This is a genomic window from Salinarimonas ramus (assembly GCF_014645695.1).
GTDB classification, from domain to species: domain Bacteria; phylum Pseudomonadota; class Alphaproteobacteria; order Rhizobiales; family Beijerinckiaceae; genus Salinarimonas; species Salinarimonas ramus.
The window spans coordinates 147,240-171,916 of record NZ_BMMF01000015.1; the positions used below are offsets into that span (position 1 = coordinate 147,240).

General features: G+C 67.5%; 17 protein-coding genes and 1 tRNA gene. 9 read left to right on the plus strand and 9 right to left on the minus strand.

The window, feature by feature from the left end; genetic code table 11:
- Positions 1-22: 22 nt before the first annotated feature.
- Positions 23-1,204: an ROK family transcriptional regulator gene (locus IEX89_RS21680; RefSeq protein WP_188915366.1), complete on the minus strand. Its 1,182-nt coding sequence runs from the start codon at positions 1,202-1,204 to the stop codon at positions 23-25.
- A 101-nt stretch (positions 1,205-1,305) separates the two neighbouring features.
- Here IEX89_RS21680 and IEX89_RS21685 point away from each other — a divergent pair, with 101 nt between their 5' ends.
- The 7 genes from IEX89_RS21685 (at position 1,306) to IEX89_RS21715 (ending at position 9,147) form a co-directional block, all read left to right on the plus strand.
- Positions 1,306-2,349, plus strand: coding sequence for an ABC transporter ATP-binding protein (locus tag IEX89_RS21685; RefSeq protein WP_188915367.1), 1,044 nt, complete (start codon positions 1,306-1,308; stop codon positions 2,347-2,349).
- On the plus strand, positions 2,346-3,200 hold the full coding sequence (locus IEX89_RS21690) for an ABC transporter permease (RefSeq protein WP_188915368.1): 855 nt from the start codon (positions 2,346-2,348) through the stop codon (positions 3,198-3,200). Before IEX89_RS21685 ends, IEX89_RS21690 begins: the two co-directional genes overlap by 4 nt.
- Positions 3,197-4,027, plus strand: a complete 831-nt coding sequence (locus IEX89_RS21695) for an ABC transporter permease (RefSeq protein ID WP_188915369.1) — start codon at positions 3,197-3,199, stop codon at positions 4,025-4,027. The genes IEX89_RS21690 and IEX89_RS21695 overlap by 4 nt, the downstream gene beginning before the upstream one ends.
- A gap of 33 nt (positions 4,028-4,060) precedes the next feature.
- Positions 4,061-5,158 (plus strand): extracellular solute-binding protein, encoded by a 1,098-nt coding sequence (locus tag IEX89_RS21700; protein ID WP_188915370.1) that lies wholly within the window; start codon positions 4,061-4,063, stop codon positions 5,156-5,158.
- A 61-nt stretch (positions 5,159-5,219) separates the two neighbouring features.
- A complete protein-coding gene (locus IEX89_RS21705; protein WP_188915371.1) occupies positions 5,220-5,960 on the plus strand; it encodes a glycerophosphodiester phosphodiesterase family protein in 741 nt (246 codons plus the stop codon).
- Positions 5,961-6,015: 55 nt separating this feature from the next.
- Positions 6,016-7,524, plus strand: coding sequence for an alkaline phosphatase family protein (locus IEX89_RS21710; RefSeq protein WP_188915372.1), 1,509 nt, complete (start codon positions 6,016-6,018; stop codon positions 7,522-7,524).
- A gap of 126 nt (positions 7,525-7,650) precedes the next feature.
- A complete protein-coding gene (locus IEX89_RS21715) occupies positions 7,651-9,147 on the plus strand; it encodes a YfjI family protein (RefSeq protein WP_210317689.1) in 1,497 nt (498 codons plus the stop codon).
- 380 nt (positions 9,148-9,527) lie between these two features.
- Here IEX89_RS21715 and IEX89_RS21720 read toward each other — a convergent pair whose 3' ends face one another.
- The 3 genes from IEX89_RS21720 to IEX89_RS21730 are packed head-to-tail and all read right to left on the minus strand — an operon-like array spanning position 9,528 to position 15,968.
- Positions 9,528-12,539: a type I restriction endonuclease subunit R gene (locus IEX89_RS21720; protein WP_244645635.1), complete on the minus strand. Its 3,012-nt coding sequence runs from the start codon at positions 12,537-12,539 to the stop codon at positions 9,528-9,530.
- A complete protein-coding gene (locus IEX89_RS21725; RefSeq protein WP_188915373.1) occupies positions 12,520-13,869 on the minus strand; it encodes a restriction endonuclease subunit S in 1,350 nt (449 codons plus the stop codon). Before IEX89_RS21725 ends, IEX89_RS21720 begins: the two co-directional genes overlap by 20 nt.
- 2 nt (positions 13,870-13,871) lie before the next feature.
- Complete coding sequence (locus IEX89_RS21730) at positions 13,872-15,968, minus strand: type I restriction-modification system subunit M (protein WP_244645636.1); 2,097 nt, start codon at positions 15,966-15,968, stop codon at positions 13,872-13,874.
- A 434-nt stretch (positions 15,969-16,402) separates the two neighbouring features.
- Between IEX89_RS21730 and IEX89_RS21735 the strand changes: the two genes are divergently transcribed.
- Positions 16,403-17,557, plus strand: a complete 1,155-nt coding sequence (locus IEX89_RS21735) for a plasmid recombination protein (protein ID WP_188915375.1) — start codon at positions 16,403-16,405, stop codon at positions 17,555-17,557.
- A 147-nt stretch (positions 17,558-17,704) separates the two neighbouring features.
- Here the strand turns inward: IEX89_RS21735 and IEX89_RS21740 are convergent, their stop codons facing one another.
- The 4 genes from IEX89_RS21740 to IEX89_RS21755 form a co-directional block, all read right to left on the minus strand.
- The gene (locus IEX89_RS21740; RefSeq protein ID WP_188915376.1) at positions 17,705-19,708 is read right to left on the minus strand and encodes an AAA family ATPase; all 2,004 of its coding nucleotides are present in this window, start codon (positions 19,706-19,708) and stop codon (positions 17,705-17,707) included.
- Positions 19,709-19,775: 67 nt separating this feature from the next.
- Positions 19,776-20,708: a hypothetical protein gene (locus IEX89_RS21745; RefSeq protein ID WP_188915377.1), complete on the minus strand. Its 933-nt coding sequence runs from the start codon at positions 20,706-20,708 to the stop codon at positions 19,776-19,778.
- 81 nt (positions 20,709-20,789) lie between these two features.
- Positions 20,790-21,110, minus strand: coding sequence for a hypothetical protein (locus IEX89_RS21750; RefSeq protein WP_188915378.1), 321 nt, complete (start codon positions 21,108-21,110; stop codon positions 20,790-20,792).
- A 247-nt stretch (positions 21,111-21,357) separates the two neighbouring features.
- A complete protein-coding gene (locus tag IEX89_RS21755) occupies positions 21,358-22,644 on the minus strand; it encodes a hypothetical protein (RefSeq protein WP_188915379.1) in 1,287 nt (428 codons plus the stop codon).
- Positions 22,645-22,979: 335 nt separating this feature from the next.
- On the opposite strand from IEX89_RS21755, the gene IEX89_RS21760 reads away from it, so the two are divergent.
- Positions 22,980-24,617: a recombinase family protein gene (locus tag IEX89_RS21760; RefSeq protein WP_244645641.1), complete on the plus strand. Its 1,638-nt coding sequence runs from the start codon at positions 22,980-22,982 to the stop codon at positions 24,615-24,617.
- Here the strand turns inward: IEX89_RS21760 and IEX89_RS21765 are convergent.
- Positions 24,574-24,650 (minus strand) — tRNA-Met (locus tag IEX89_RS21765). The two genes, IEX89_RS21760 and IEX89_RS21765, sit on opposite strands and share 44 nt — an antisense overlap.
- Positions 24,651-24,677: the final 27 nt, after the last annotated feature.

Here is a 24,677-nt window from a genome sequence, read left to right on the forward strand (position 1 = left end):
TCGCCGCCGATCTGCAGCGCCGTCACGGCGCCGCGGTCTGGCCTGTCTCCGCGCGCGTCGGGGGTATCCGGAAGAGGCGGCGCCGGATCGGCATCAGCGCGGCGCCGACGACGCTGGGATCGGCGTCGATCTCGCCGACCACGAGCTCCGGCCCAGGAATTTGGCGGCCGTAGCGGTCGATCCGCTCGCCCTGCGCAGCGACGATCAGCCGGTGCCGCAGGTCGCGTGGCGCTTCGCCCCCGAAGATCACCGCGGCCGGATCGACGATGCCGATCAACGCGCGGATCATCTGCGCGAGCGCCGGCGTCACGCGCGCGATCCAGGCAGCGATCGCCGGCCAGGCGGGATCGTAGCGGGTTCGCAGGGCCGAGACGTTGGCGACGTCGAGGCCGTTCGCCCGGAGCTGCTCGAGCAGGCCCGACAGGGCCGGCCGGTCCGCGAACTCGGCCGGCGTGTAGATCGAGGATATCTCCGCCGCGTTGCCGTGCGCGCCGTGCCACGGCAGCCCGCCGAGGACGAGCCCGCCACCGAAGCCGTGATTGAGGGACAAATATGCGAAGGTGTCGTAGCGCCGGCCGGCCCCGGCCCAGAGCTCCGCGACCGCACCCAGGTTGGCGTTGTTCTCGGCGTAGACCGGTCCGTCGACATCCGGCGCGAAGGTCGCGACCACGTCGACGGACGTCCAGCCGTCCAGCGGCGAAGGCGGGACGAACGCGTTTCCGCGGACCTGGCGGAATCCCTGCATCGAGACGCCCAGGCCGGCGACGCGCTCGCGCGGCAGCGCAAGTCGCGCGAGCGCGTCGGACAGCGCCTCGGCCGCCGCCGCGCGCACGGCGTCGCGATCGTTCGGCGGGGCCGTGAGCTCGGACCGGTGGAGGACCTCGCCGACGAGGTTCACGACCGCGATGCGCACGCGGTCCGTGTCGACGGCCACCCCGAGGCCGAAGGCGCCGTCGGGGCGCAGCGACAACCGGGGGCTGGGCTTGCCCGGCCCGGTTATCGTGGGCGGGTCGGATCTCAAGAGGCCCCGGGCCAAGAGGTCCTCGGCGATCCGGTGCACCGATTGCTGCGAGAGCAGCGTCATCTCGGGCAGGGCCGAGCGCGCAACGCCGCCGGCCCGCCGCACCGCGTCGAGGACGACGCCGGTGCTGGGACCGATCTCGAAGATCGAAGAGGGATCCGCCGCCCGCCCTGTCCCGGTCATGGGAGTCCGCGCCTGCGCCTTACGAAGCGTCACAATAGTTTCACTCGACGTAAGTAATGCCCCGTGACGCGACGGAACGCAACGGCCATCGAGGCGCGGGCATGATCGGGGTTTCGGCGAACGGCCTGGTGATGCGCTTCGACGGGGTCACCGCGGTCGACGACGTGACGTTCGACGTCGCCCCCGGCGAGTTCGTCACCCTGCTCGGCCCGTCCGGCTGCGGGAAGACCACGCTTCTCAAGATGATCTCCGGTTTCCTCCAGCCGCACGCCGGCAGCATCCGGCTCGGCGACGAGGATATCACCAGGGTCCCGCCAGAGGCGCGCGACACCGCCCTCTGCTTCCAGTCCTACGCGCTGTTTCCACACCTCAGCGTTCGCGAGAACCTGGAGTTCGGCCTGCGCCAGAAGCGGCTGTCGCGCGACGAGCGCCGTCGGCGGGTGGAGGAGGTCGCGAGCACGCTCGAGCTCGATCCGCAGATGGACAAGCTGCCCAACCAGCTGTCGGGCGGGCAGCAGCAGCGGGTCTCGCTGGGGCGGGCGCTCGTCATGCGCCCGGGCGTGATCCTGTTCGACGAGCCGTTGTCCAATCTCGACGCGCGGCTGCGCGACCAGGTCCGGATCCTGATCCGGCGCGTGCAGCGCGATTTCGGCCTCACGGCGATCTACGTCACCCACGACCAGTCCGAGGCGCTGGCGCTGTCCGACCGGATCTTCGTGATGAACGCCGGCCGGGTGGAGCAGGCCGATACGCCCGAGGCGCTCTACTACCGCCCGCGCACCGGCTTCGTCGCCGACTTCATCGGCGGCGCCAACATCCTGCGGGGCCGGCTGACGGCGCAGACCGCTCCCGGCGAGTGGGCGGTCGACACCCCGATCGGCGTCCTCACCGCGCGCGTCGACGCGCCGCGACGGGGCGCCGAGGTGCATCTGTGCTGGCGGCCGGAGACCGCGGAGCTCGCCGCCGACGGCCTGCCGGCGCAGGTTCTCCACCGGGCCTTCCAGGGCCATTTCACGGACCTCGCGGTCGCCACGAACGGGGTTCCCTACCGCATCCAGGTTCCGCGCACGCAGGCGCGCGAAGGCGACGAGATCCGCTTTCGGATCGCGCCGGAGCACGTCGTCGTGCTGGAGGCCGGTCCATGACGCTCGGCCGCGCCGCCTACATCCTGATGCTGCTGAGCCCCGGCATCGGCCTGATCGTCGTCTTCATCGGGGCGGTCGTCTACATCGCCGTCGCCCAGAGCTTCGGATACTACAACCTGATCGGCGAGAGCGGCTTCTCCTGGAGCTTCTGGATCGAGGGTATCGATCGAAAGTCGTATCTTCGCGCAGTCCGTTACTCCCTCTACGTCGGCTTAACGAGCGCGTTCCTCTCGGTCGCGCTGGCCTATCCGCTCGCGCTCTGGCTGCGTAAGCCCTTCCCCGGCTCGATGACGATCTCGGCGATCCTCAAGGCGCCGCTGCTCGTCCACGGCATCGTCGCGGCTTTCCTGTTTCTCAACGTCATCAGCTATCACGGCATCCTCAACCAGATGATGGTCTGGCTCGGGATCTTCGACGAGCCGCGGCGGCTTCAGAACGACGAGCACGCGATCGGGCTCATCTTCCTGCAGGTGTGGAAAAACATGCCCTTCGCGCTGCTGCTGCTGACGGGCGCGGTGCAAGCGATCTCGGACGACGTCCTGAATGCGGCGCAGGACCTGGGCGCTGGGGCCTGGCAGCGCTTTCTGACAGTGATCGCGCCGCTGACCGTCTCGGCCATGCAGGCATCGCTGATCATCATATTCATCGGCGCGCTGGCGGATTTCACCTTCCAGACCACGATCGGCCCCACCAACGAGCGAAGCCTCGCGCAATACATGACCTTCATGAAGGACCGCGGCCGCTGGAACGACGCGGCCGTGGTCGGCGTGACGCTGATGGCGCTGTCGCTGGCGGGCTCCGTCCTGCTCGCGGTGGTCAGCCGCCTCGCGTTTCGGGGGCGGCGGAAATGATTGCCCGGCTGCGTATCGACCAGGCGCCGATACTGGTTCTGCTGCTGATCTGCACTCTCTGGCTGCTGATCCCCTTCACGATGGCGGTGCTCTGGTCCCTGGTCGACCCGTCCGGCACCTGGACGCCGGACACGCTGCTGCCGCCGGTGATCTCGCTCTATCGCTGGGAGTTCATGTGGAACAACTCCCTGCTGCAGCCCGCTCTGTTGAACTCCTACACGCTGGCGCCGACCGCCGCGGTCGTGACGCTGCTCTTGGCGATGCCCACCGCCTACGCGCTGGGCCGCTACGACTTTCCCGGCAAGGAGACGGTGAAGCTGATCGCGCTCCTACCGCTGGTGGTGCCCACGTTCGTCACCGCGATCTTCTTCTCGTCGATCCTGTTCCAGATGGGCCTCGCGCAGTACCGCTTCTTCGCGATCCTGCTCGCCCACGCGGTCCTGTTCCTGCCCTTCGCCATCCGCATCCTAACCGTCAGCTTCGAGCAGGTGCGGCAGGACCACGTCGACGCGGCCCGCGACCTCGGCGCCTCGCCGCTGGAGCGGTTCCGGGTGGCCTACTGGCCGGCCCTCAAGCCCGGGATCATGGCCACGCTGCTGATCGTCTTCATCCAGTCGATCGAGGAATTCGCGATCGCCTACATCGTGGGCACGCCCGACTTCACCACCGTGCCGACGCTGCTCTACTCGCAGCTCGGCCAGGATTTCAACCGGTCCAATGCGGCCGTGTTGGCCCTCATTCTCGCCGTCCCGAACGTGATCCTGATGCTGATCCTGGAGCGGTTCCTCAAGTCCGCGAACCCGGCTCTGTCATCGGGAAAGGGGTGACGAGATGTCGTCCGAAAGCTCTGGAGAACGCACATGCTCAACCGTCTGATGTCCGCCACCGCCGCACTGGCGCTCACCCTGTCTCTCGCGCCCGCCCAGGCCCAGACCATGGACTGGGACGCCGTCGTCGCCGCCGCCCAGGAAGAAGGCGAGGTGACCTGGTTCGTCTGGTATTTCGAGGATCGCTTCCGCGAGTTCACCAAGGCCTTCACGGAAGAATACGGGATCGAGGTCAGGATCCCGGATGGCGACCACATCGCCAACATCGACAAGATGATCGCCGAAGCGGGCCGCGAGACGGGCGACATCGACGTGCTGGCTTACGGCTTCGACCAGCTGCCGAACATCAACCCGGAGCTGTTCATCGCGCTCGACGGGCTCCCCGCCGACGAGGGCCGGGTTGCGACTGTCGCAGGCATCGAGGGCGGCGCGGTGGCGGTGGCCTATTGGGGCAACCAAACCGGCATCGCCTACGACCCGGCCAAGATCGCCGACGAGGACCTGCCGCAGACGCCTGAGGACTTCGCCGCCTTCTGGACCTCGAACCCCGGCCAGTTCGGGTTCAATTACGAGAACGGCGGCTCGGGGCCGTCCTTCTACATGAGCGTGCTGCGCGCCGTCTCGGATGTCGACTTCTCCGAAAGCGACGACTCGGCCGAGCGCATCGCGGCCCTGCAGGGTGGAATCGACTTCTTCAACGAGCACGCCGACGACTACGTGATCACCGCCTCCAACGCCGATTCGATCACCCGCCTCTCCGACGGCGAGTTCACCATGGTCGCCGCGTGGGAAGATCATCTGGCCGGCCTGCAGGTGAACGGCGAGGTGCGCGACGAGATCCGCTTCTACATCCCCGAGATGGGCATGTTCGGCGGCGGCAACGCAGTCTCGATCCCGGCCAACGCGCCGAACGCCAACGCCGCGCTGGTCTTCGTCGACTGGCTCACCTCGCCCGAGGTGCAGAGCCGCTTCAACGTCGAGTTCGGCACCGCGCCGATGAACCTCGCGGCGGACGATTCCGCGGCGCTGGTCTCGATGGAGATGCGCGAGCGGCAGACGGCGTGGCCCATGCGGCCGTTCCGCGACGCGGTCGAGGCCCACTTCATCGACGCCGTTATCCTCGAGCGCTGACCCGCGCACCGGCGGCCCCCGTCCCGGGGGCCGCCACCCCGACCAGGAAAGAAGGACGCGCATGTCCACCGTTCGCCCCAGGATCGTGAATTCGCCGCTCGTGGCGCACCGCGGCGCCTCCGCGCTCGCGCCCGAGAACACGCTGCCCGCTGTCGAGCTGGCGGCGGCCCGCGGCGCGCGCTGGATCGAGACCGACGTGCGGCTCACCACCGACGGCGGGCTGGTGATGATCCACGACACGACGCTGGAGCGCACGACGAACGGCGTCGGCGCCGTGGCGCGCACCCCACTCGCGGCGATCGGCGCGCTCGACGCCGGAGCCTGGTTCTCGCCCGCTTTCGCCGGCACCCGGGTACCTGAGCTGGCCGAGTTCCTGAAGGCCGTCCTCGACTGCGGGCTGTGCCTGCAGCTCGAGCTCAAGGAGAACAGCGGGCTCGAGGAAGAGCTGGTCTCGTCCGTCGCCCGGACGCTCGAGGCGCATTGGCCGATCGGCGACCGCGGACTTTTCCTCTCTAGCTTCTCGGAGCGGTGCATGCGGCTCGCGGCGCAGGCGCTGCCGCAGGTCCCGCGCGCGCTCGCCGTGGAATACGCGCCGCGCGACCCCGTGGAACGGCTCGCGGAGGCGCGCTGCCAGATCCTGCACGTCCAGGCCGCCGCGACGGGTCCCGAGGCGCGCGCCCGGCTAAGCGCTGCGGGTCTCGAATGGGCGGCCGCGACGATCAACGATCCGGCCGAGGCCCACGCCTTCCTCGCCGCCGGCGCGACCTCGATCCTGACCGATCACCCCGACCTCCTCGGCTGAGCGCGGCGCAGGCGGGCGAGACGAAATCCGAGGCGCCGACCGACGGGAGCGCAGCATGAGGCAAGCGGTGGAACGTGTCGTCGTCGTCGTCTTCGACGGCCTTCGCCCCGACATGGTCGCCGGGCGCATGCCGCGGCTCGAGGCTTTCGCAGGCGAGGGCGTTCGGTTCCCCGGCGCGCGCTCGGTGTTTCCCTCGCTGACGCGGGTGGCGACCTCGTCGGTGTCGACCGGCGTCATGCCGGGCTCGCACGGTATCGTCTCGAACGCCTTCCACCAGCCCGCCATCCTCACCGGGGCCGCGCTCGACACGTCGAGCCTCACGGATCTGATGCGCGCCCGCGTGGCCTGGGGCGGAACGGTCCAGACGGCGCGATCGCTGGGAGAGCGCCTCGGGCCGGCGGGAATGCGCATGGCCGCCGTCCATTGCGGCTCCGCCGGCGGCGGCTTCATGCTCAACGCCGCCGCGGCCGACCACGGCCATTGGACCTTCTCCGCTCACGGCGAGGCGGGCACGCTTACGCCGGATGCGGTGCGCCGCGCGGTCGCCGCCTTCGGGCCGCTTCCCGAGGCGGAGGTGCCGAAATTCGCCGCCGTCGAGTACGCGCGCCGGGTCGCCATCGACCAGGCGCTCGCGCCCGACGGGCCGGACGTCGTCGTCGTCTGGTTTCCCGAGCCGGACACGTCCTTCCACTATTGCGGCCTCGGCGCGCCCGAGACCGCCGCCGTGATGGGCGCCGTCGACCGCGCCTTCGGCGACATCGTGGACGCCGCGCGCGCCGGCCCCAAGGGCGCGCGCACCGCCGTCGTCGCGATGAGCGATCACGGGCAGATCTCGACGACCGGCCTGTTCGAGATCGAGGCGCGGATGCGCGCCGCCGGCCTCGCCTCAGCTGTGCGGCCGCAGCCGGGGGACGCGGTCGCCCTGACGCTCGGCGCGTCGGGAGAGGCGCGCCTCCTCGCCGAGGATCGCGCGCTCGCCGCCGACGTGGCGCGCTGGCTGATGGAGCAGGACGAGATCGGCATGGTCTTCGCGCGCGAGGACCGGCTCGCCGATGCGCCCGGCGCATTGCCGCTCTCGGCCGTCGGCCTCGCGCACCCGCGCGCCGCCGACTTCGTCTACGTGATGCGCTCGGACGACGGGCCGGACCGCTACGGCCTGCCGGGCCGCGGGCTCCTCACGGGGGGCGTCCCCGTCGGCGGCGGCATGCACGGCGGGCTCAATCGTCACGAGCTGGCGATCCTGCTCGCGATCGCGACGCCCGGCGGCCCGAGCGGGATCGTCGACGACAGGCCGTGCGGCCTCATCGACGTCGCCCCGACGATCCTCTCGCTGCTCGGCGCGCCGCCCGACGACATGGAGGGGGCCCCGCTGCCGTGCGACGGGTCCGGCTGCAAGGCCGCGAGCGCAGAGGTGCTGGATGCCCGGTCTGGAGGCTTCGCTCAGCGGCTCATTCGGCGGCGGCTCGACGATCGCTTCTATCTCGAAGCCGGAGGGCGAACCGCAGTGGGCGGCAGCGTCGCGGAGCACAGCGGCAGCGACCCTGCTTCTTCAATGCTCTGCTAGATCAATACAAGCCGGCACTTGACGTCTGTCCCAGAGGGGCGCCGCGCTGGATTTCGGCGATTTGTTTTCCAGGCGGGCCTCATCGAATGTGCTGAATGGTGATCTCCGCATTCAACGGAGGTCGACGTGAGTAGCAGCAGCGATAAGCCCAATCCGGCTAACCCCGAGCCCCTGCACGACACCGAGCCGATGCCGCTTGTCCGCATGGCGCCCGCCGGCGCACCATACCCGATGGCGGCGCTCGGCCCGCTGCGCCGCGCTGCCGAGGCCCTGCATGACATCACGCAGGCGCCGCCGGCGATCGCGGCCCACAGCGTGCTCGGGGTCGCCTCGCTCGCCGTCCAGGGGATCGCAGACGCCGAGACCCTGCATGGGTCCGCTCCCAGCTCGCTCTACTTGCTGACGATCGCACAGACGGGCGAGAGGAAAAGCGCGTGCGATCGCCGAGCCATGGCGGCTGTGCGAGCTTTCGAGGCCGAGCTCGCCGATATCCAACGGAAGGAGATTGCTGCACACCGGTTTATGCTCGATATCTGGAGGAAGCGGTACGACAAGATTCTCAGGTCGGCGCTCGCGGATCCAGAGAACGCAAAGCGCGAGCTGGCCGAGCTTGGCCCGGAGCCCGAGTCACCGCTGCTGCCCAGCATCGTTTCCGACGCGCCGACACTCGAAGGGCTGACCAAGAATTTCGGTGCGATGAGGCCGTCGCTCGGAATCTTCGCCGACGATGCCGGCACGTTCATCGGCGGCTACGGCATGCAGGCGGAGCATCGGCTGAAGACGATGGCTGGCTTCTCCGGCCTTTGGGACGGGTCTCCGACGAGCCGCTGGCGGGCTCAGGACGGGGTCACGTATCAAAAGGGCCGCCGCATCTCCATGCACCTCATGACCCAGCCGGTCGCCGCGGCGGGACTGCTCGCCGACCCGGTCGCCAACGGCCAGGGCTTCCTCGCGCGCTTCCTCGTCAGCGAGCCGGCGAGCACGATCGGAGCGCGGCTGCGCACCGGCCACATGGATGAGAGCGATATTGTCCTCGCGAGCTTCAACGCAAAAGTCGGCGCGCTGCTGCGTTTCCCGCTCGCGCTGGCCGACGGTGCACGCAACGAGCTGGCTCCCCGCATGCTGAAGCTGGCGGCACACGCCCGGATCGGGCTCGAGGAATTCGCGCGCGCTGCCGAGCAGGCGCAGGCGCCCGGCGGCGATCTGGAAAATGTGCGCCCATTCGCGTCGAAGGCGGCAGAGCATGCCGCCCGGCTTGGCGCCGTCATGGCGCTGTTCGACGATCCCGAAACGGAAGTCGTGAGCGCCACGACCATGAGGGATGCGATCGAACTCGTGTTGTTCTACATCAAGGAAGCGAGGCGTCTGGCGGACCGCGCGACCATCTCGCGGGAAACCGAGGACGCCGAGAGATTGCGCCGCTGGCTGGTCGAAAAGTGGCCCGAACAGTTCATCTCGGCGAGCGACGCTGCGCAGTCCGGTCCTTTCCCGGAGACCGAGCGGGCGCGTCGCGCCCTCGCGGTGCTGGAGCGTCACGACTGGGTGAAGCGTGCGCCCGGCAAGGTCATAATCCGGGGCAAGGTCCGGCGCGAAGCGTGGCGGATCTGGCGAGGGAGGGTATGACTATTTCACCGTCGGCGTGGACGCGGCGCTGGTCCGTGCCCGCGAGATGGCTCGGCTCGGACGCGTCCTACACTTCCTATTCCTCCTACAGATCTGGGCACGCCGGCCGAGCTGTAGGAGCAATCGGAACTTTAGGGTTGGGCTATGCGCCGGCAGCCGTCGGCCTCCGAGAGCGGAAACAGGTCAGGAGTTCTGGCCGGAGCGTTCTGCCGGGCTATTGAGCACCAGCTTCATCTGTCGCGACGCGACCTCTCGCAATTGATGGCAGGCAGACACGCTGGTGTTTGGTGTGTATCCGCGCGGAGTCCCGGATCTGAACACCTTGATCCAGCAGGCGTCCGTCGTGCCCACGAGCGTTTCGCCGCGAAGCCGAGTGACACCTAAAGCCCCGGTCTGCTCTCAAAGTAGACCTTGTCGAACGCCCGCTCCAGCAGCCACCCGCGGAACGCCGGATTGTCCATGAACACCTTGTAGAGGGTCATTTCGTCCCCCATTCGCGCGTTCATCGCGCGCCGGAAAGCCGCGTCAAACTCCAGCCGAGCGGTATCCCGATCCATGTTTTCGCGCGCGTTCCGGAACGCGCTGTCGGCAGCCGCAGCGGCGGGAAGCTCCTCGTCGATCATTCGTCGAACCCGGTCCGCGTCCGTCCAGTCGAGGTTGGCGAATTGGGCGTTGAACTCCTCGATGATCACGCTCAGCCGCTCGATCTGCGGGTCGGGGCGCTCGCCGCCGCCGCCCACCGTCACCGGCTCGACCGGGCCGTCGGCGTCGGCGAGCGTGATCGCCATCGCGGCCTCGACCTCGGCGCGGTAGCTGTCCATGTCGACGGCGTCGAGGACGCCGGCGGCGAGGTCCTCCTCGCGCGGGGCCGGCAGCTTGGGGATGAGGAGGTTGAGGAAGGTGGCGAGCTTCTCCCAGGCGGGCTGCCCGGCGGGCATGATCATGGCGAGGAAGCCGTAGGTGCGCACGAAGGCCTTGGCGTCGCCCTTGAAGGCGATCTGCCCGTCCTCGTCGAGCCGCCCGTAGGCCGCCGCGCAGGCGTCCAGCAGCGGATCGAGCGCGCCCCGGTCGGCGCCGGAGAGGAAGCGCTCGACGACGAGATCGACGTCGGCCTGCGTGAAGACCTGCGCCTCCTCCAGCCGGCGCTCGAGGTCGTTGAGGCGATTCGGATCGGTCTCGCCGCTCAGCACCGTGGTGCGGTAGTAGGGCGCGAAGGCGGCCACGATCGTCTCGGTCTCGTTCATGAAGTCGAGGACGAAGGTGCCGCTCTTCTGCGGATGCGCGCGGTTGAGCCGCGACAGCGTCTGCACCGCCTTCACGCCCGAGAGCGGCTTGTCGACGTACATCGTGTGCAGCAGGGGCTCGTCGTAGCCGGTCAGGAACTTGTCCGCGACGATCAGGAATCGGTAGGGGTCCGTGCGGACCATCGCCTCGATCTTGTTCGCGGGAAAGCCGTTGAGGCTCGCCTCCGTCACCTTCACGCCCCGGTTCTCGTGCTCGCCGGAGAACGCCACAATCGCCTTCCAGGGGCTCTTGCGCTCGGCGAGATAGTCGTTGAAGGCGTGGAAATAGGCGATGGCGCGCTCGATCCCGCCGGTCGCGACCAGCGCGCGCGCCTTGCCGCCGACGAGGCGCCGCGCGAGCACGTGGTCGTGGAAATGGTCGATCATGATCTCCGCCTTCTTGCGGATCGCGTGATCGTGCCCTTCGACATAGGCGCGCAGCTTCTTCATCGCCTTGCGCGCGTCGTATTCGGGGTCCTCCTCGACGGTGCTCGCGAGGCGGTACCAGCTGCGCACCGGCGTGTAGGAGGCGAGCACGTCCATGATGAAGCGCTCCTGGATCGCCTGCTTCATCGTGTAGACGTGGAAGGGCCGGAAGCGCACGCCCTCGGCGTCCTCCTCGCGGGCGCCGAAGATCTCGAGCGTCTTGTTCTTCGGCGTCGCCGTGAAGGCGAAATAGCTCGCGTTCGGAAGGAGCCGGCGCCCCTCCATCATGCGCACGATCCGGTCCTCGACCGTCTCCTCCTCCTCGCGCTCGACCGTGGAGAGCGCCTGGTTGACCGCGCCCGCCATGCCGCCGCCCTGGCTCGAATGCGCCTCGTCGATGAGGAGCGCGAAGCGCCGGCCGCGGTGCTCGTTGCCGATCTCGTCGAGGATGAGCGGGAACTTGTGGATGAGCGTGATGATGATGCTCTTCCCCTCCTCGAGCAGGCGCTTCAGGTCGCCCGAGCGGTCGGCGTGACCCACCACCTTGTCGACCTGGGCGAACTGCTTGATCGTTGCGGTGATCTGCTTGTCGAGGTTGGTGCGGTCGGTGACGACCACGATCGAGTCGAACGCGACCTGCCCGCCGTTGAGATGCCCGACCAGCTGGTGCGCGAGCCAGGCGATCGAGTTCGACTTGCCGGACCCGGCCGAGTGCTGGATCAGGTAGCTCTGCCCCGCGCCCTTCGCGCCGACGTCGGCGAGCAGGCGACGCACGACGTCGAGCTGGTGGTAGCGCGGGAATATCTGCTCGCGCTTCACCACGCGGCCGCGCTCGTCGCGCCGCTCGACGATCTGGGCGTAGGCCTCGAGGATGTTGGCGAGGCTGCGCTTCGCCAGCGTCTCGCGCCAGAGATAGTCGGTCTTCACCCCCGAGGGGTCGGGCGGGTTGCCGGCGCCGTCGTTCCAGCCGCGGTTGAAGGGCAGGAACCAGCTGTCCTTGCCCTTCAGCTCGGTGCACATGTGCGCCTCGACGTCGTCGACGGCGAAATGGACGACGCAGCGGCCGAATTGCAGCAGCGGCTCGCGCGGATCGCGGTCGCGCTTGTACTGCTCGACCGCGTCGCGCCAGGTCTGGCGGGTGAGGCTGTTCTTCAGCTCGACCGTCGCGACCGGCAGGCCGTTGACGAAAAGCACGAGATCGAGCGCGCGGCGCGTCTCGTCGCGCGAATAGCGCACCTGGCGCGTGACGCTGAACCTGTTCGCCGCGAAGACCCGCGCCGCCTCGAGATTGCCGGAGGTCGGGGTGGGGTAGTAGAGGCGCACGCGGTGGTGCAGGTGGCGCACGCCCTTGCGCAGGACGTCGACGACGCCGCGGCTCGTCAGCTCGCCGGCGAGGCGTGCGAGGAAAGCGCGGCGCTTGACGGCGTTGTCGAGGTCGAGCGCGGCGAGGATGTCGGGCTGCGTCGCCTGGAGGAAGGCGACGAGCTGGGGGATGTCGAGCGCGTGCTCGGCATCGTAGTCCGCCGCGCGCCCCTCGATCCAGTCGTCGGGGCCGACGAAGTGCTCGCCGCCTTCGTCGAGCTCCGGCTTGTCGGTCACAGCCTCGATCGGGCGCCCGGTCAGGAGCGCGACCGCGCGCCTCTCGAACGCCCCCTCGCTGACGTCACTCGGCCGCATCGGCATGGATCGCGTCGCCCTCGTCCTCGTCGTCCTCCGCGTCGAGGAGCGCGTCCTCGTCGCTCTCCACACTTAGAGTTTTGTCGTCGAGTTGAACAGAGCGCACGTCCAGCTTGCCGGTGACCACGTCGGCGACCAACCGCTCGCGGTACTCGCGGACGAGGGCGATCTCGCGCTCGATCCGGGCGATGGCGGCGTCGATTTCGGCGGTTTCGGAGTCGATTCGGGCAGCCAGATCTTGCTGCGTACCGTGATCGCTCGGAAGCGCCAGCTTGAAACGGGACAGCCGAGTCTCCGAGATCGCCGGATAGGCGACGCCAATTGATTCCCGCGTCACCCTGTCGGTAAACTCCTTGCTCATGATCGCGCGCGCGAGTAACCGAGCGCTGGTGCCGGGCCGCGCGCTCAGGACTGCAAACCCCGTAGAGGCGACGGCTGGCTCCGGCCAATGTTCGAGGAAGTACACCGCGCGAAGATAGGTTCGGACCGTGGAGACCAATACGTCGCCGGCAGACAGAACCCGTCGCGCCCGACTGGGCGCTTCCTCGAAACTCAACCTGGTCGGCCGCTCCAAGAGCCTCCCGGTCCCTATGCAGCCGATATCGAAGTAGTCGAACTCGAAATCAAAGGGAGTGTTCTCCGGCAGATCGCACGCGTTGACCACGGCCCAGTCCTTGAGGCGCTTCTCGGTCCATCCGTCCTTCTGAGGCTGGAGATAGTGCGCAATGAGGCTCTGCTTCCGCTCCTCCAGAACCCCGATCATCCGCCGCTTCGCCCGCACGAAGCGCCGCACCTTGGCGTCGTGGGCGTCGAGGACGGCGACGATCCGGCGCTGCTCGTCCAGCGGCGGGACGGGCACGCGAATATCGCCGAAGTCGTCCGTGTACAGCCGCCAGAAGCCCTCGACGATGCCCCTGACTGCCTTTCGGAGCTCGGCTTTCAGCTGCGGAGTCTTGTAAGTATACTCGAAATAGGCCGTCTCAAGCTCGGCTCTCTTCCTGAAAACCGTATAGTCGGGACTGATTACACCCGCCATTGGCGCGCGAGCGAAGACGCCGAGATGAGCCTTGAGCCGGTTGAGAACGAGGTCGTCTTCTTCGCATAGTTTCCCGCCTGCATAGCTCTCGGACACCATGCGCCAGCTCTCGACCTGAGAGTTCGGCACGAGTCCATGAAGTTGGCTCATCGACAGGTGTGTCTCAGATCCGTCGTCAGACCGACGGTCAATCTCCCGGAAAAGAAGCTTCGACCGCAGCACCTCCCAATGCGCCGGCACCTCCCCCAGCCAAGCCAGCCCGCTGTCCCGGTACTCCGGATACCGCCCCGCGCCCTTCATGCTCAGCCCTCCGCCACGATGTCGGAGAGGAGCGCCTCGGTCTCGGCCTCGAGGGCCTCGATGTCGGCGCGGATCTCGGCGAGGCTGCGCAGGGGCTTGGGCTTGTAGAAGTAGCGGGTGAAGGAGATCTCGTAGCCGATCTTGGTCGCGTCCTCGTCGATCCAGGCGTCGGGCGCGTGCGGCGCCACCTCGCGGGCGAAGAAGGCCTCGATGCCGCCCTCCTCGCGCAGCGGCACGACCTCGGTGTCGCGCAGGGCGACGTCCGGCTCGTACGCGACGAGCGCCGGGCGGCCCGCGATCCGCGCGGGGAAGAGCCCGTAGACCGGGTCCGCCTCGCCGGCCTTGTAGGTCTTGGCGATCACCGGCGCCGCCTGCGGATCGCGCGTCCCGCAATGCGCGAGAATCGCCTTGCGGCGCGCCGCGTTCTTGCGCAGGCCGAGCGCGGCGGCCGCCTCCTCGACGGCGGCGAGGACCGCGTTCATGTCCCGATGCGGCCCCGGCCCGAGCCGCTGCGCCGCCTTCGCCGCCGCGTCGGCGACGTCCGCGCCCGCTTCGGCGCGCAGCCGCGCGAGGGCGCGCGGGGAGAGGTCGGCGGAGAGGCGCAACGGGCGCTCCACCACGATCTTCCAATAGCCGAACTCGTCGTTGGGGAAGACCTTCGACTGCTCCGTCTCGGCAAGCGCCCGATAGGCCTCGCAGACGCGCTCGATGTCGGCGGCGGTGAGTTCGCAGTTCTTCTTGCCGAGGTTGCGCGGCAGCGGCCGGAACCAGGTCGTCGCGTCGATGAGCTGCACCTTGCCGCGGCGCGCCTCGTCCTTCTCGCGCGAGAGGATCCAGAGGTAGGTGGCGATGCCGGTGTTGTAGAAGCTGTTGAGCGGCAGGGCGACGATGGCCTCGAGCCAGTCGTTCTCGATGATCCAGCGGCGCGCGTTGCTCTCGCCGCCGCCGGCGTCGCCGGTGAAGAGCGCCGAGCCGTTGTGGATCTCGGCGATGCGGCTCGGCACCGGGCCGCCCTCGCGCATCTTCGAGATCATGTTGGCGAGGAACATCATCTGCCCGTCGCTGGAGCGGGTGACGAGCGACATGGCCGGCTCCCCCGCATGCGAGACGACGAAGCGCGGATCGACCACCCCGGCCTTGCCGCCGAGTTTCTCGAGGTCGGTCTTCCAGCTCTTGCCGAAGGGCGGGTTCGAGAGGAGGAAGTCGAACTTGCGGCCGGGGAAGCCGTCGGCGGCGAGCGTCGACTTGTCCTTGATGTTCTCCGCGGCCTGGCCCTCGCCCTTGAGCAGGAGGTCGGCCTTGCAGATGGCGTAGGTCTCGCCGTTCAGCTCCTGCCCGAACAGGTGGATCGAGACCTGCTTGCCGCGTTCCCGGGCGAGCTCGCGCAGGGTGTCCTCGGCCACCGTGAGCATGCCGCCGGTGCCGCAGGCGCCGTCGTAGAGGAGATAGGTGCCGTCCTTGATCCGGTCGGCGACGGGCAGGAAGACGAGCCGCGCCATCAGGTCGACGATGTCGCGCGGGGTGAAGTGCTCGCCCGCCTCCTCGTTGTTCTCGTCGTTGAATTGCCGCAGCAGCTCCTCGAACACCGTACCCATGCGGTGGTTGTCGAGCCCGGGCAGGATCTCGACGCCGTCGCCGTCGAGGACCGGGCGCGGCGAGAGGTTGATCTTCGGCGAGCAGAACTTCTCGATCAGCGGGTAGAGGCAGTCGTTCTCCTCGAGCCGATCGAGCTGCGCGTGGAACTCGAAGTTCTTCAGGATGTCCCGCACGTTCTCGGAGAAGCCCGCGAGATAGGCCTCGAAATCCGCCCGCAGCCGCTGGGCGTTGTTCGTCGACAGCAGGCCGCGCAGGGTGAAGGGAGAGGCGTTGTAGAAGGCCTCCCCGGCGGCGAGCGTCAGCGCCGCCTCCTGATTCACCAATCCCTCGCTGTCGAGCCTCGCCTTCTCCGCCAGAACCCGCTCCTTCGTGGGCTCGAGCACCGCGTCGAGCCGACGAATGACGGTCATCGGCAGGATGACATCCCGGTACTTCCCGCGCCGGTAGACGTCCCGCAGCACGTCGTCGGCGATGCCCCAGATGAAGGAGGTGATGTTGGTCAAGGCGCTACTCCGCATTTTCGGGGACCGTAGCGCAGCGGGAGGGGGAGGCAAAGAGGATTGGCCGGCGGGCAGGGCCGCCCCGGACCGTCGAGCGGCCCCGGAGGCCCTTCTTCGGTCAGCCGAGCTTCAGCTTCTCGCCCGGTCTTCATTCGGCTTTGCCGAGGAACGCTGAATGCCGCTCGACCGCAACACCCCATCGGGCCCGCCGGAAACCCGGGCACATCGGCGAAAATCGCCGGTTTGTTTTCCAGAAACCCGCCGCAGGAAAGAGGAAAGTCTCGCCCATCGTGACGGAGGAAAACGATGGTCACTCGCCAGATCCAAGCGCCGGAATATCGCCGCGCCGTCGGTGCCGAGCAGAAAGTTTCCCTATGGGCAATGAAACTTTCTGCGGGGCGAAGGTCGGAGGCCGTGCGCTTGCGCGGTGACCGCTGATGGTCATCGTCTTCACGGTCGAGCGGGCGAGCGCGTCGGACCTGATCGCCCACGACCGGCACGAGCGCCTGCGCGTCGCCGAAACGAGCGTAATCGATCCCAAGCGCACGCCCGATAATAGAGTCCTGCGTGGTCCGACATCGCCGAAGGAGGCCGTCGAAAAGTACGTCAGCCGCATTCGGCCGCCGTCTCGGCGGCAGGAGGAACCCTACGCTCGCATAGTGCTCAGTGCGTCGGAAGTCTATTTCAGACCCAATCCTCGCGCGAAGCGCGGCACCTGGAATGCCGAGCGGCTCGCCGCTTGGAGTACGGCATCCCAAAGCTGGCTGGAATCGACGTTTGGTGACGACCTGGTGCACCTCGCACTGCACCTCGACGAGACCACGCCGCATATGCACGCATTCATCGTGCCAACCTACGAAAAGCGTGCTAGAGTTCCGGGGCGGCCGATGGCGAGCCGCGGCGAAACCGACGACGAATTCGAGCAGCGTCGCGCCGCCGCTCTGGAGGCCCTTCCTGAGCGGGCAATCTCCTACAGCAGCAACCTCATCTTCAAGCGACGGGACAGCTACAACGAATTGAGGCGATCCTATGCCGAGGCTCTCGCCCATCTCGGGCTTGGGTATGGCCGCGATGCCGCCACGGTCCTGAAGGAGGGCGGCCTCCCCGCGACGCCGACCGGAGCCAAACAATACCTGGCAAAGACAGTCGTGTCGGTGGAGGAGGAAAGGAGCCGGTTGAAGGGCGTCGCACGCGCCGTCGAGACGAAGCGGATGAAATTGCTCAAGATGGTGTTGGACCTCAAGAACGTGGTCAAGCGTCGGGTCGAGCACGGGCTCGCCGCTGAGCGAGAGGTTCTCTCGCGCCGGGAAGCGGAGCTCGACAGGGCAGAGAAAAAAGCGGCCATCCGCGATCTCGAGCTGCGCACCAGAGCGATCGACCTCGACCAACGGGATCGCACCCAGCGGGCGGCGTCCATTAAGCTGCAGGCCGCGGCCGACCGGATCAGGAATGTTTTGAGCGCTGTAAGCGCCGTCCTGGAGCTGGACACATCAGCAGACGAGCTCTTCGCCGCTCTCGACGCGGTGGAGCAGGCCGCCGAGGAGATCGAGCGGGGTCTCGGCGGCGGCGCAAAGCCAAAGCTTCGACGGTAAGGGCATTTACAGAATCGGTCGTACCGGACATCTACTAACTGTTTCCGGTTACACAACCGCCTCAGCCAGCTTCGGCGCTGGCGAGGCATCGCGAGCATACAGTGCAGCTGGCGGCCCCGGCTTGAACACATGCGCCGCAGCCCCAGACTACAGGCTGGATCTCGCTCTGACGCGAATCCTCGGCTTGTGGGCGGCCGCGATGGCCTCCGCCTCCGACCCCGTGAGCGCCCGCCGGCTCAGCAGCGCCTCGGCGACGGCACGGATCGAATCTCGGCGTGCGCGGACGATCGCCTCGGCCTGCTCCATGAGCCGGTGGAGCTCGCCATCGACGCGCGCGGCGAGATCTGGATCGTCACGCACGAGCGACTGGATCGCCGCGGTGTTGGACCGGACGACCAGGGGGCCAGCGAGGCCCAGCGCCGCATGGGACGCCGCAATCGTCCTCGTGGCCTCGCTCAGATCGCTCGCCGCCCCCGCGGTGGCTCCGGCGCCGAGGACGACGTCGGTCGCGCGCCCAGCGAGCAGGGCGATGACTCGACGGTCCAGAGCGGTACGGCTGGGCAGGGCATCGGCGAAGCTGATGGTCGTCACACCCTCCGCGCCGGTGGACGCGACGATCGAGACCTGCGAGACCGCGAGCCCGAGAGCGAGCGCCACGACGGCGTGACCAGCCTCGTGCAACGCGATCGCACGCAGTGCAGCCGGGTCGCGTTGGTCCGGCGGAGCGACCTCGGCGAGGAGGTCGTCGACGGTGACGGGCCGCTCCCCGGCCCGAGCGCGCGCGCCTCTCACGAAGCCCGCGATCTGCGCGCCGGTGGCGCCGTGGGAGAGGCGTGCGAGGAGCTCGTCGTCCGCATCCGGCAGGTCGCCGCCGAGGTGCTGGCGGAAAATGCAGGCGCGCGCCGCTTCGTCGGGAAGGCCAATGAACAGGCTCCGATCGAATCGGCCCGGTCTTCGCAATGCAGAATCAATTCTCTCGAGGTGATTCGTAGCCGCGAGGAGCACCACGCCCTCGCGGCGCAATGCTTCCACGCGCATGAGGACGGACGTGATCACTGGTAGCCACCAATCTGCCCCGCGCGGGCTCAGGGTTGCACGATCCGGCAGGGCATCGAGCTCATCGATGAAGCCGATCGCAGTTCCGGAATTGAGAGTGTCTCGTGCCAATAGTAGTCTATCGCAGTATTGATCGAAGGCCTTTATGACGCCATCGAGATTTCCCGAGCTGGAGGAAAAGAGCTGCGCGATCGACGTCTGCAGATACGGGACCCCCGCCGCCGCGGCGATCGCCCGCGCCAGGGTCGTCTTGCCGGTGCCCGGCGGGCCGTGGAGGATCGCGGACTCCAACGTCTGGGCGGAAGCCGCGCCAGCGGCGACACGCCGAATCGCGTGCACCGTCTGCACGGCCCACGTATGAGCCTCGCCGTATCCGACGAGCGTCGTCAAATCGGGCGCGTCGATGGGCTCGGCGGGCCGAATGCGCGCGGCGCTCGCCCTCTGGAGGCGGTTGATGCATGCCCGCTGAGATGCCCCCCGGCGGAGGCCGGCAGCGAGGTCGGGCAGGTCGAGGCCGGCGATGTCGGCTGCCGTGACCCGCACGCATCGGCGAGCGCCGCACCAGCGCTTCACCGCCTCGGCGACGAGATCGGGCGCCGGCGCCCGGACGGTGATCACCACGTCGGCCGCCGCGACCACGACGGGCGAGAGCCACGCGATATCCGCAGTGACGGCGACTGTCGGTGTCGAGGCGGATACGCGAGCGATCTCCGACGTCCCCGGCCGCGGCCGTGCAGACGCGATGATGCTCGCGACGTTCCAGCCCGGCGCGAGCGCGGCAATGGCCTCGAACACGCGCGCGCACCATGCACCGCCGGGAACCAGGACAAGGATCACATTCGGCCGACCCTCGAGGAGCGCGCGGCGCACAGGCGCCGGGAGCGCGGCATCGACCGCGAGCTCGGCGATCAGCCGCTCGCTCGACCGCGGGAGGTCGACAGTCGTGGTCGCGCTGGCGCCCTCCAAGCCGGCCTCGGCCTCGGCATCGGCGTCGTAGTCCGGGAGCGAATCGAGGTCGTCAGCGACCTCCGTCGGTTCGACGCTGCGAAGGTTGGCGACGCTGGCGAACATGCCGTACTGATGCGAGAGGCGCATGGGGCGCTCCTAAACAGAGAGTGAGTCAGAGGCGGCAAAGCGCGGTCCGGTGGCCATCATGCCCCGGTCAGATTGGACGCCAGACGTCCACGCCCGTGTTGGACCCGGTCACGACTCGCGCGCCATTGATCAGCGACGGCAGCCTGACGGGCTTGGCCAGGCGCAGCAGCTGAGGATTGCGGGTCGGCGCGAGGACTCCCTCGGCCTGCAGTCGCGCGCGCTTCCGTGCGATGCAGGGCTGAATGCAGGGGGTCTCCGTTGCCATAACCAGGGATCCGCTCTCGACCACGGTGACGCCGTCGACCACGGCCGCCGAGGCGCGAGCGCCGCGCCACTCGAGGCGATAGCGCATGGCGTCGGGCCAGAGCGCGACGCCGCCGGGGACATCGAGCGCGTAACCGACGCTGACGGGGCGCAGCACGCCGACCGGCGGCTCGGGCGGCGTGGCCTCGACAGCGCGCGGCTGCAGCCGCGCGGCGCACGGCTCGAACAGCGGTCCGATGCCCGCGAGCAGCAGGCCTCGGATGTCCGACGCCCAGCGGGCGACGAGGGCGGAATCGCTCGACTCGAGCGGCGAAGGGCTCGGAGCAGCACCGATGAGCGCGCAGCGGCCCGACTCGCGGGCGAGTCGATGAAGGATCGACTGCAAGGCGAGCGTCGTGTCGCGGCCGGCCCTGAGTTCGGGCAGGGACGCCACGATGAAGACCTGCTCGATCGGCAGCGGCGGGGCGCCGCGATGCGCCGCCCAGCGCCCGGCCATGTCGAGCGTCTCGCCCACGCGGACGGCGTGCGGCCAGTCGATCAGGACATAACCGGCCGCGCCGCCGAGAGCGGGCTCCTCCAGCAACATGTCGGCCTCGCAGGCCGACGCGACGCCAGCGATGAGCGGCGAGCCCGGCGACAGGATGAGCCGCGCGCCGGCGGGATCCGGGGTGAGATGGCGCACCCAGACGGGTGCGCGCGGCGAGGCGGGCGCCTCGCCAGATGAGGTGAGAATCATGAGAGCGTGCTCGCGTCAGGGCCGAGCGCGCGCGAAGGCAATGGCCTCGCGCGGCACTACGGCATCAGCCGATGGTCGGATTCAGGCCGCGGCGGTGCGCCAGATGCGCAGGTCGGCATCGAACGGCGCGCCGGGATCGGCCGCGAGCAGGCCCGCGGAGACGAGGGCCCAGACGGCGCTGATCGGGCGCGGGTGGCCCGGAATCGCGAGGACGAGATCGCCGAGGCCGATCACGCCGGCGTCGCCCACGGCCGCGAGGATCGCGACCTGAGCGTCAGCGTCCAACAGCGGGGAGGCGACGGGGCCGGGAGCGGCGGGGGCGCGCGGAGCCACGAGGCTCGACGTGGGCGCATCGGGGGTCTTGCAGGCGTGCGACTGCACGCGATAGATGGACGTAACCATCGCGAACTCCTGTCCTAGCAGGATGACGGGTGGCCAGGCCGCTGGCGCAGCTCGAACTGCGCTGGCGGCCGCTCGCTCGAACGAGCAGACGCCGGATCTGGCACCACGGACGACGCCCGTGGTCCTATCCACTTGGAGCTGGCTTGGCCATAAATCAAGAGTGACGATTCCCGAGCGAGGCCGTCGCGCTTCACATGGTTAACAAAGCACGAGGCTTACGCGCCGCAGAACGCAATTCTCAGCATTTTTACCGGTCTGGTCTCCGCGGGAGAGCGCGACGATTCAATTGAAAATGTAGAGCGACGATCCTGGCGAGAGTTCCAGCTGCGGTATACTCTAGCAGCGCTTCTCCTTTTGAGGTGAAAGCTTTGAGATACATTCTTTTATGATCTTCGGGCATCTCGACTCCGTCGTGGAGATACGAAGAGAACGCCCTCGCGCATTCTATCACCTTATGATACAATAAATGATCGGAGCAAATTTCGAAGGGGTCAACATTTGCAAATATGGCGAGGCCGATCATATCATCAAGACGTAAACTGTCATCGCCGAAGTTCTGCGGATTTTCCACCCTTAAATCAGCTGAATTTACGTTCGTGGCAGCTGTTGCGGCCTTTTTCCCAAATCTCTTTAGTATTTGCTCGTAAGACATATCTTGCATGACATGAGTGCCACCACCCTTCGCGTCTAAAGCCCGAAGCACATCACCATACTTGCGCTCAATCCTGTCGGTACGGGCATTGACAGCGGCGACAGTCGTCGCTCGTAAGCAGCCGCGCGCGATAAACCTGATGAGAGTACAGACACCTTCAATTCTTTGATCAAAAACATCAGCACTTTCGGTCTTATATGTATGCTCCAATGCGTTAACGTAGCGCGCGCGCAGGGCCTCGCCTGTCAGGCGCTCTTCACCCAGGATGCCGTACTTTATCTTTCGACCTCGCTCCAGTTGGCGCTCAATGAAGAGGTCAGCCAGAGCTGTGTCGTCACTAGATTCTTCGTCCTCTGTCGCAAGAGGTTCGTCCTCCTTGTTGCTGAGCTTGAGTCGAGCAAGTTGCTCAAGTTCTCTGATTTTTGCGGAGAAGCAATGAACTGAACTCAAGTACGGTGGCCTTGCGTTGCTTGGATGATTCAACAGCATCCAATCGACCTCCGCAGAACGGATATATAACTCCCTCTGGAGCGCCTGATAAAGTGCTGCCTCGATCGCCTGCAGCCGCTGTCTGCCGCGGGACCTTTTTTCGGAAATCGGCCGTGCAGTCAGAAATACTATATGGAATCCCAATTTCTTGAAGTTCTCAACGGCGGTCGAACCGCCTATATCTTGCATTGCCTCCACTTGGTCCAATCTCGCCGAAACGATATGCAGGTTGGGAACCTCCCTCAGTTCTTCGAACAGCTCGGCGCCGACTGCCTCAGGCCATCCGTTCGGATGCCGCACAGGATCGATGTAGATCCGGGCCACACTGTCTTCCAAAGGTCCCATACCGCCGCCCCCCCCTTGCTTTTCGCTGGATAGGTATAGCGTCGACACCTGAAAAAGTTCTTTCCTTCTTGTGTCAAACAAGCGCGCGAGGACCGCGGATCTCGCGTTTGACGCATTTGTTTTCCATCGAATCGGTGGCTCGTAGGACAGGGTGTGATCATCGCGCACTGATGACGGTCGACGATGACGACGAACCCGACGAAGCCTGGCGTTAAGGATGATCGGAGCGCTTCCCCTCCGTCCCGCTTGCAACAGCAGGGGCAACGACCCAGCTCGGACGCACCGCGCTTTCATCCCGACGTCCTTGTCATCGTTCGGGCGCTTGCGCGAGAGCGTGCGCGGACCGATCATCTATCGGCGCGGAGCGAGCCGGGGGCAGTGGATTGATACGGACAGCGATCTACAATCGATACTCAACCGATCTGCAGAACGACGCCTCCAACGAGGACCAGGAGCGCGAGAACCGGAAGCTCGCTGGCGCGCTCGGGCTCGACGTGGTGTGCGTCTACTCGGACGACGCCCTGTCCGGCTCGAGCCTGAAGCGACCCGGCATGCAGCGGCTGATCGCGGATGTTCGCGCGCGACGGATCGACATGGTGATCGCGGAGGGCCTCCACCGGATCAGCCGCGACCTCGCGGACACCGCACATTTCTGCAAGCTGGCGCGCTTTTCGGGCGTGAGGATCTGGACGCGCCTCGAGAACGAGATCGGCGACATCCACGTTGCGATCAAGGGGACGATGAACGCCCTCTACCTGACGGAACTCGCGGAGATGACGCGCCGCGGGCAGAAGGGGCGCATCCTCCAGGGGCGATCGGCAGGCGGCATCAGCTACGGCTACCGCAAGCGTGCCGGCTTCCACGCTGACGGGACGCCGATCACCGGCGAGCGAAACGTCGACCTCGGGGAGGCCGAGGTCGTCCTGCGCATCTTCAAGGATTACGCGAATGGCCTCTCGCCGAAGCAGATCGCGAGCGCCCTGAACCGCGAGGGTGTCGTCGGGCCACGTGGCGGCGCGTGGGGCGCGTCGACGATCAACGGCAACAAGACGCGCGGGACCGGTATCCTCAACAACGAGCTCTACGTCGGCAGGCTGGTCTGGAATCGCCAGCGCTTCGTCAAGGACCCCGACACGGACAAGCGACAGGCTCGGCCGAACGCGCCCGACGAGTGCATCGTCGAGCCAGTACCGGATCTGCGAATCGTGGACGATGCGCTCTGGGCTTCGGTGAAGGATCGCCAGAAGGCGACGGCCGTCGAGGGGGAGGGGGGCGGAATGTGGAGCCACCGACGGCCCCGCCATCTCTTCTCGGGAATGATGACGTGCGGCGCGTGCGGGGGCGGCTTCTCGAAGATCTCGCGCGATCGGTTCGGCTGCTCGACAGCGCGCAACAAGGGCGACAGCGTCTGCGCCAATCGCCGGACGATCAAGTGCGAGACGGTGGAAGCGGCCGTTCTGCACGGCCTCGCCGAGCACCTGATGGATCCCGAGCTCGTCACCCTGTTCTGCGAGGAGTACACGCGGGAGGCGAACCGGCTGCGTGACGAGGCGGCGAGCGGACTGGACGAGGTGACGCGGAAGCTTGCCGCGACGCGCCGGGAGCAGGAGCGGCTGGTGAAGGCACTGCGCGAGGGTGTCCCGGCCGACGTGGTCAAGGCCGAGATGTGGAAGCTCGACGCGCAGGCGAAGGCTCTCGAAGCGGAGATCGGCGCGACGAAGGATCCGGATCCGGTTCGCCTCCATCCCAGCATGGCAGATGTCTACAGGTCCGAGGTCCGAGCCCTGGTCTCGAAGCTGTCGGATCCTGCCGCCGCTGTCGAAGCGGCCGAGGCGGTTCGGCGCCTGGTCGACCGCATCGTCCTTCGCCCCGACCCAGAGGCGCAGGGCGGGCTCGCGATTGATCTGGAAGGAGCGTTGGCCGGAATTCTCGCCCTTGCGGCGGGCGGAAAGCCTCCGCCAGAGAGGCAAGTAAAGTTGGTTGCGGGGGCAGGATTTGAACCTGCGACCTTCAGGTTATGAGCCTGACGAGCTACCGGGCTGCTCCACCCCGCGGGAGTGGTGTGGTGTGCCTTCGAATGC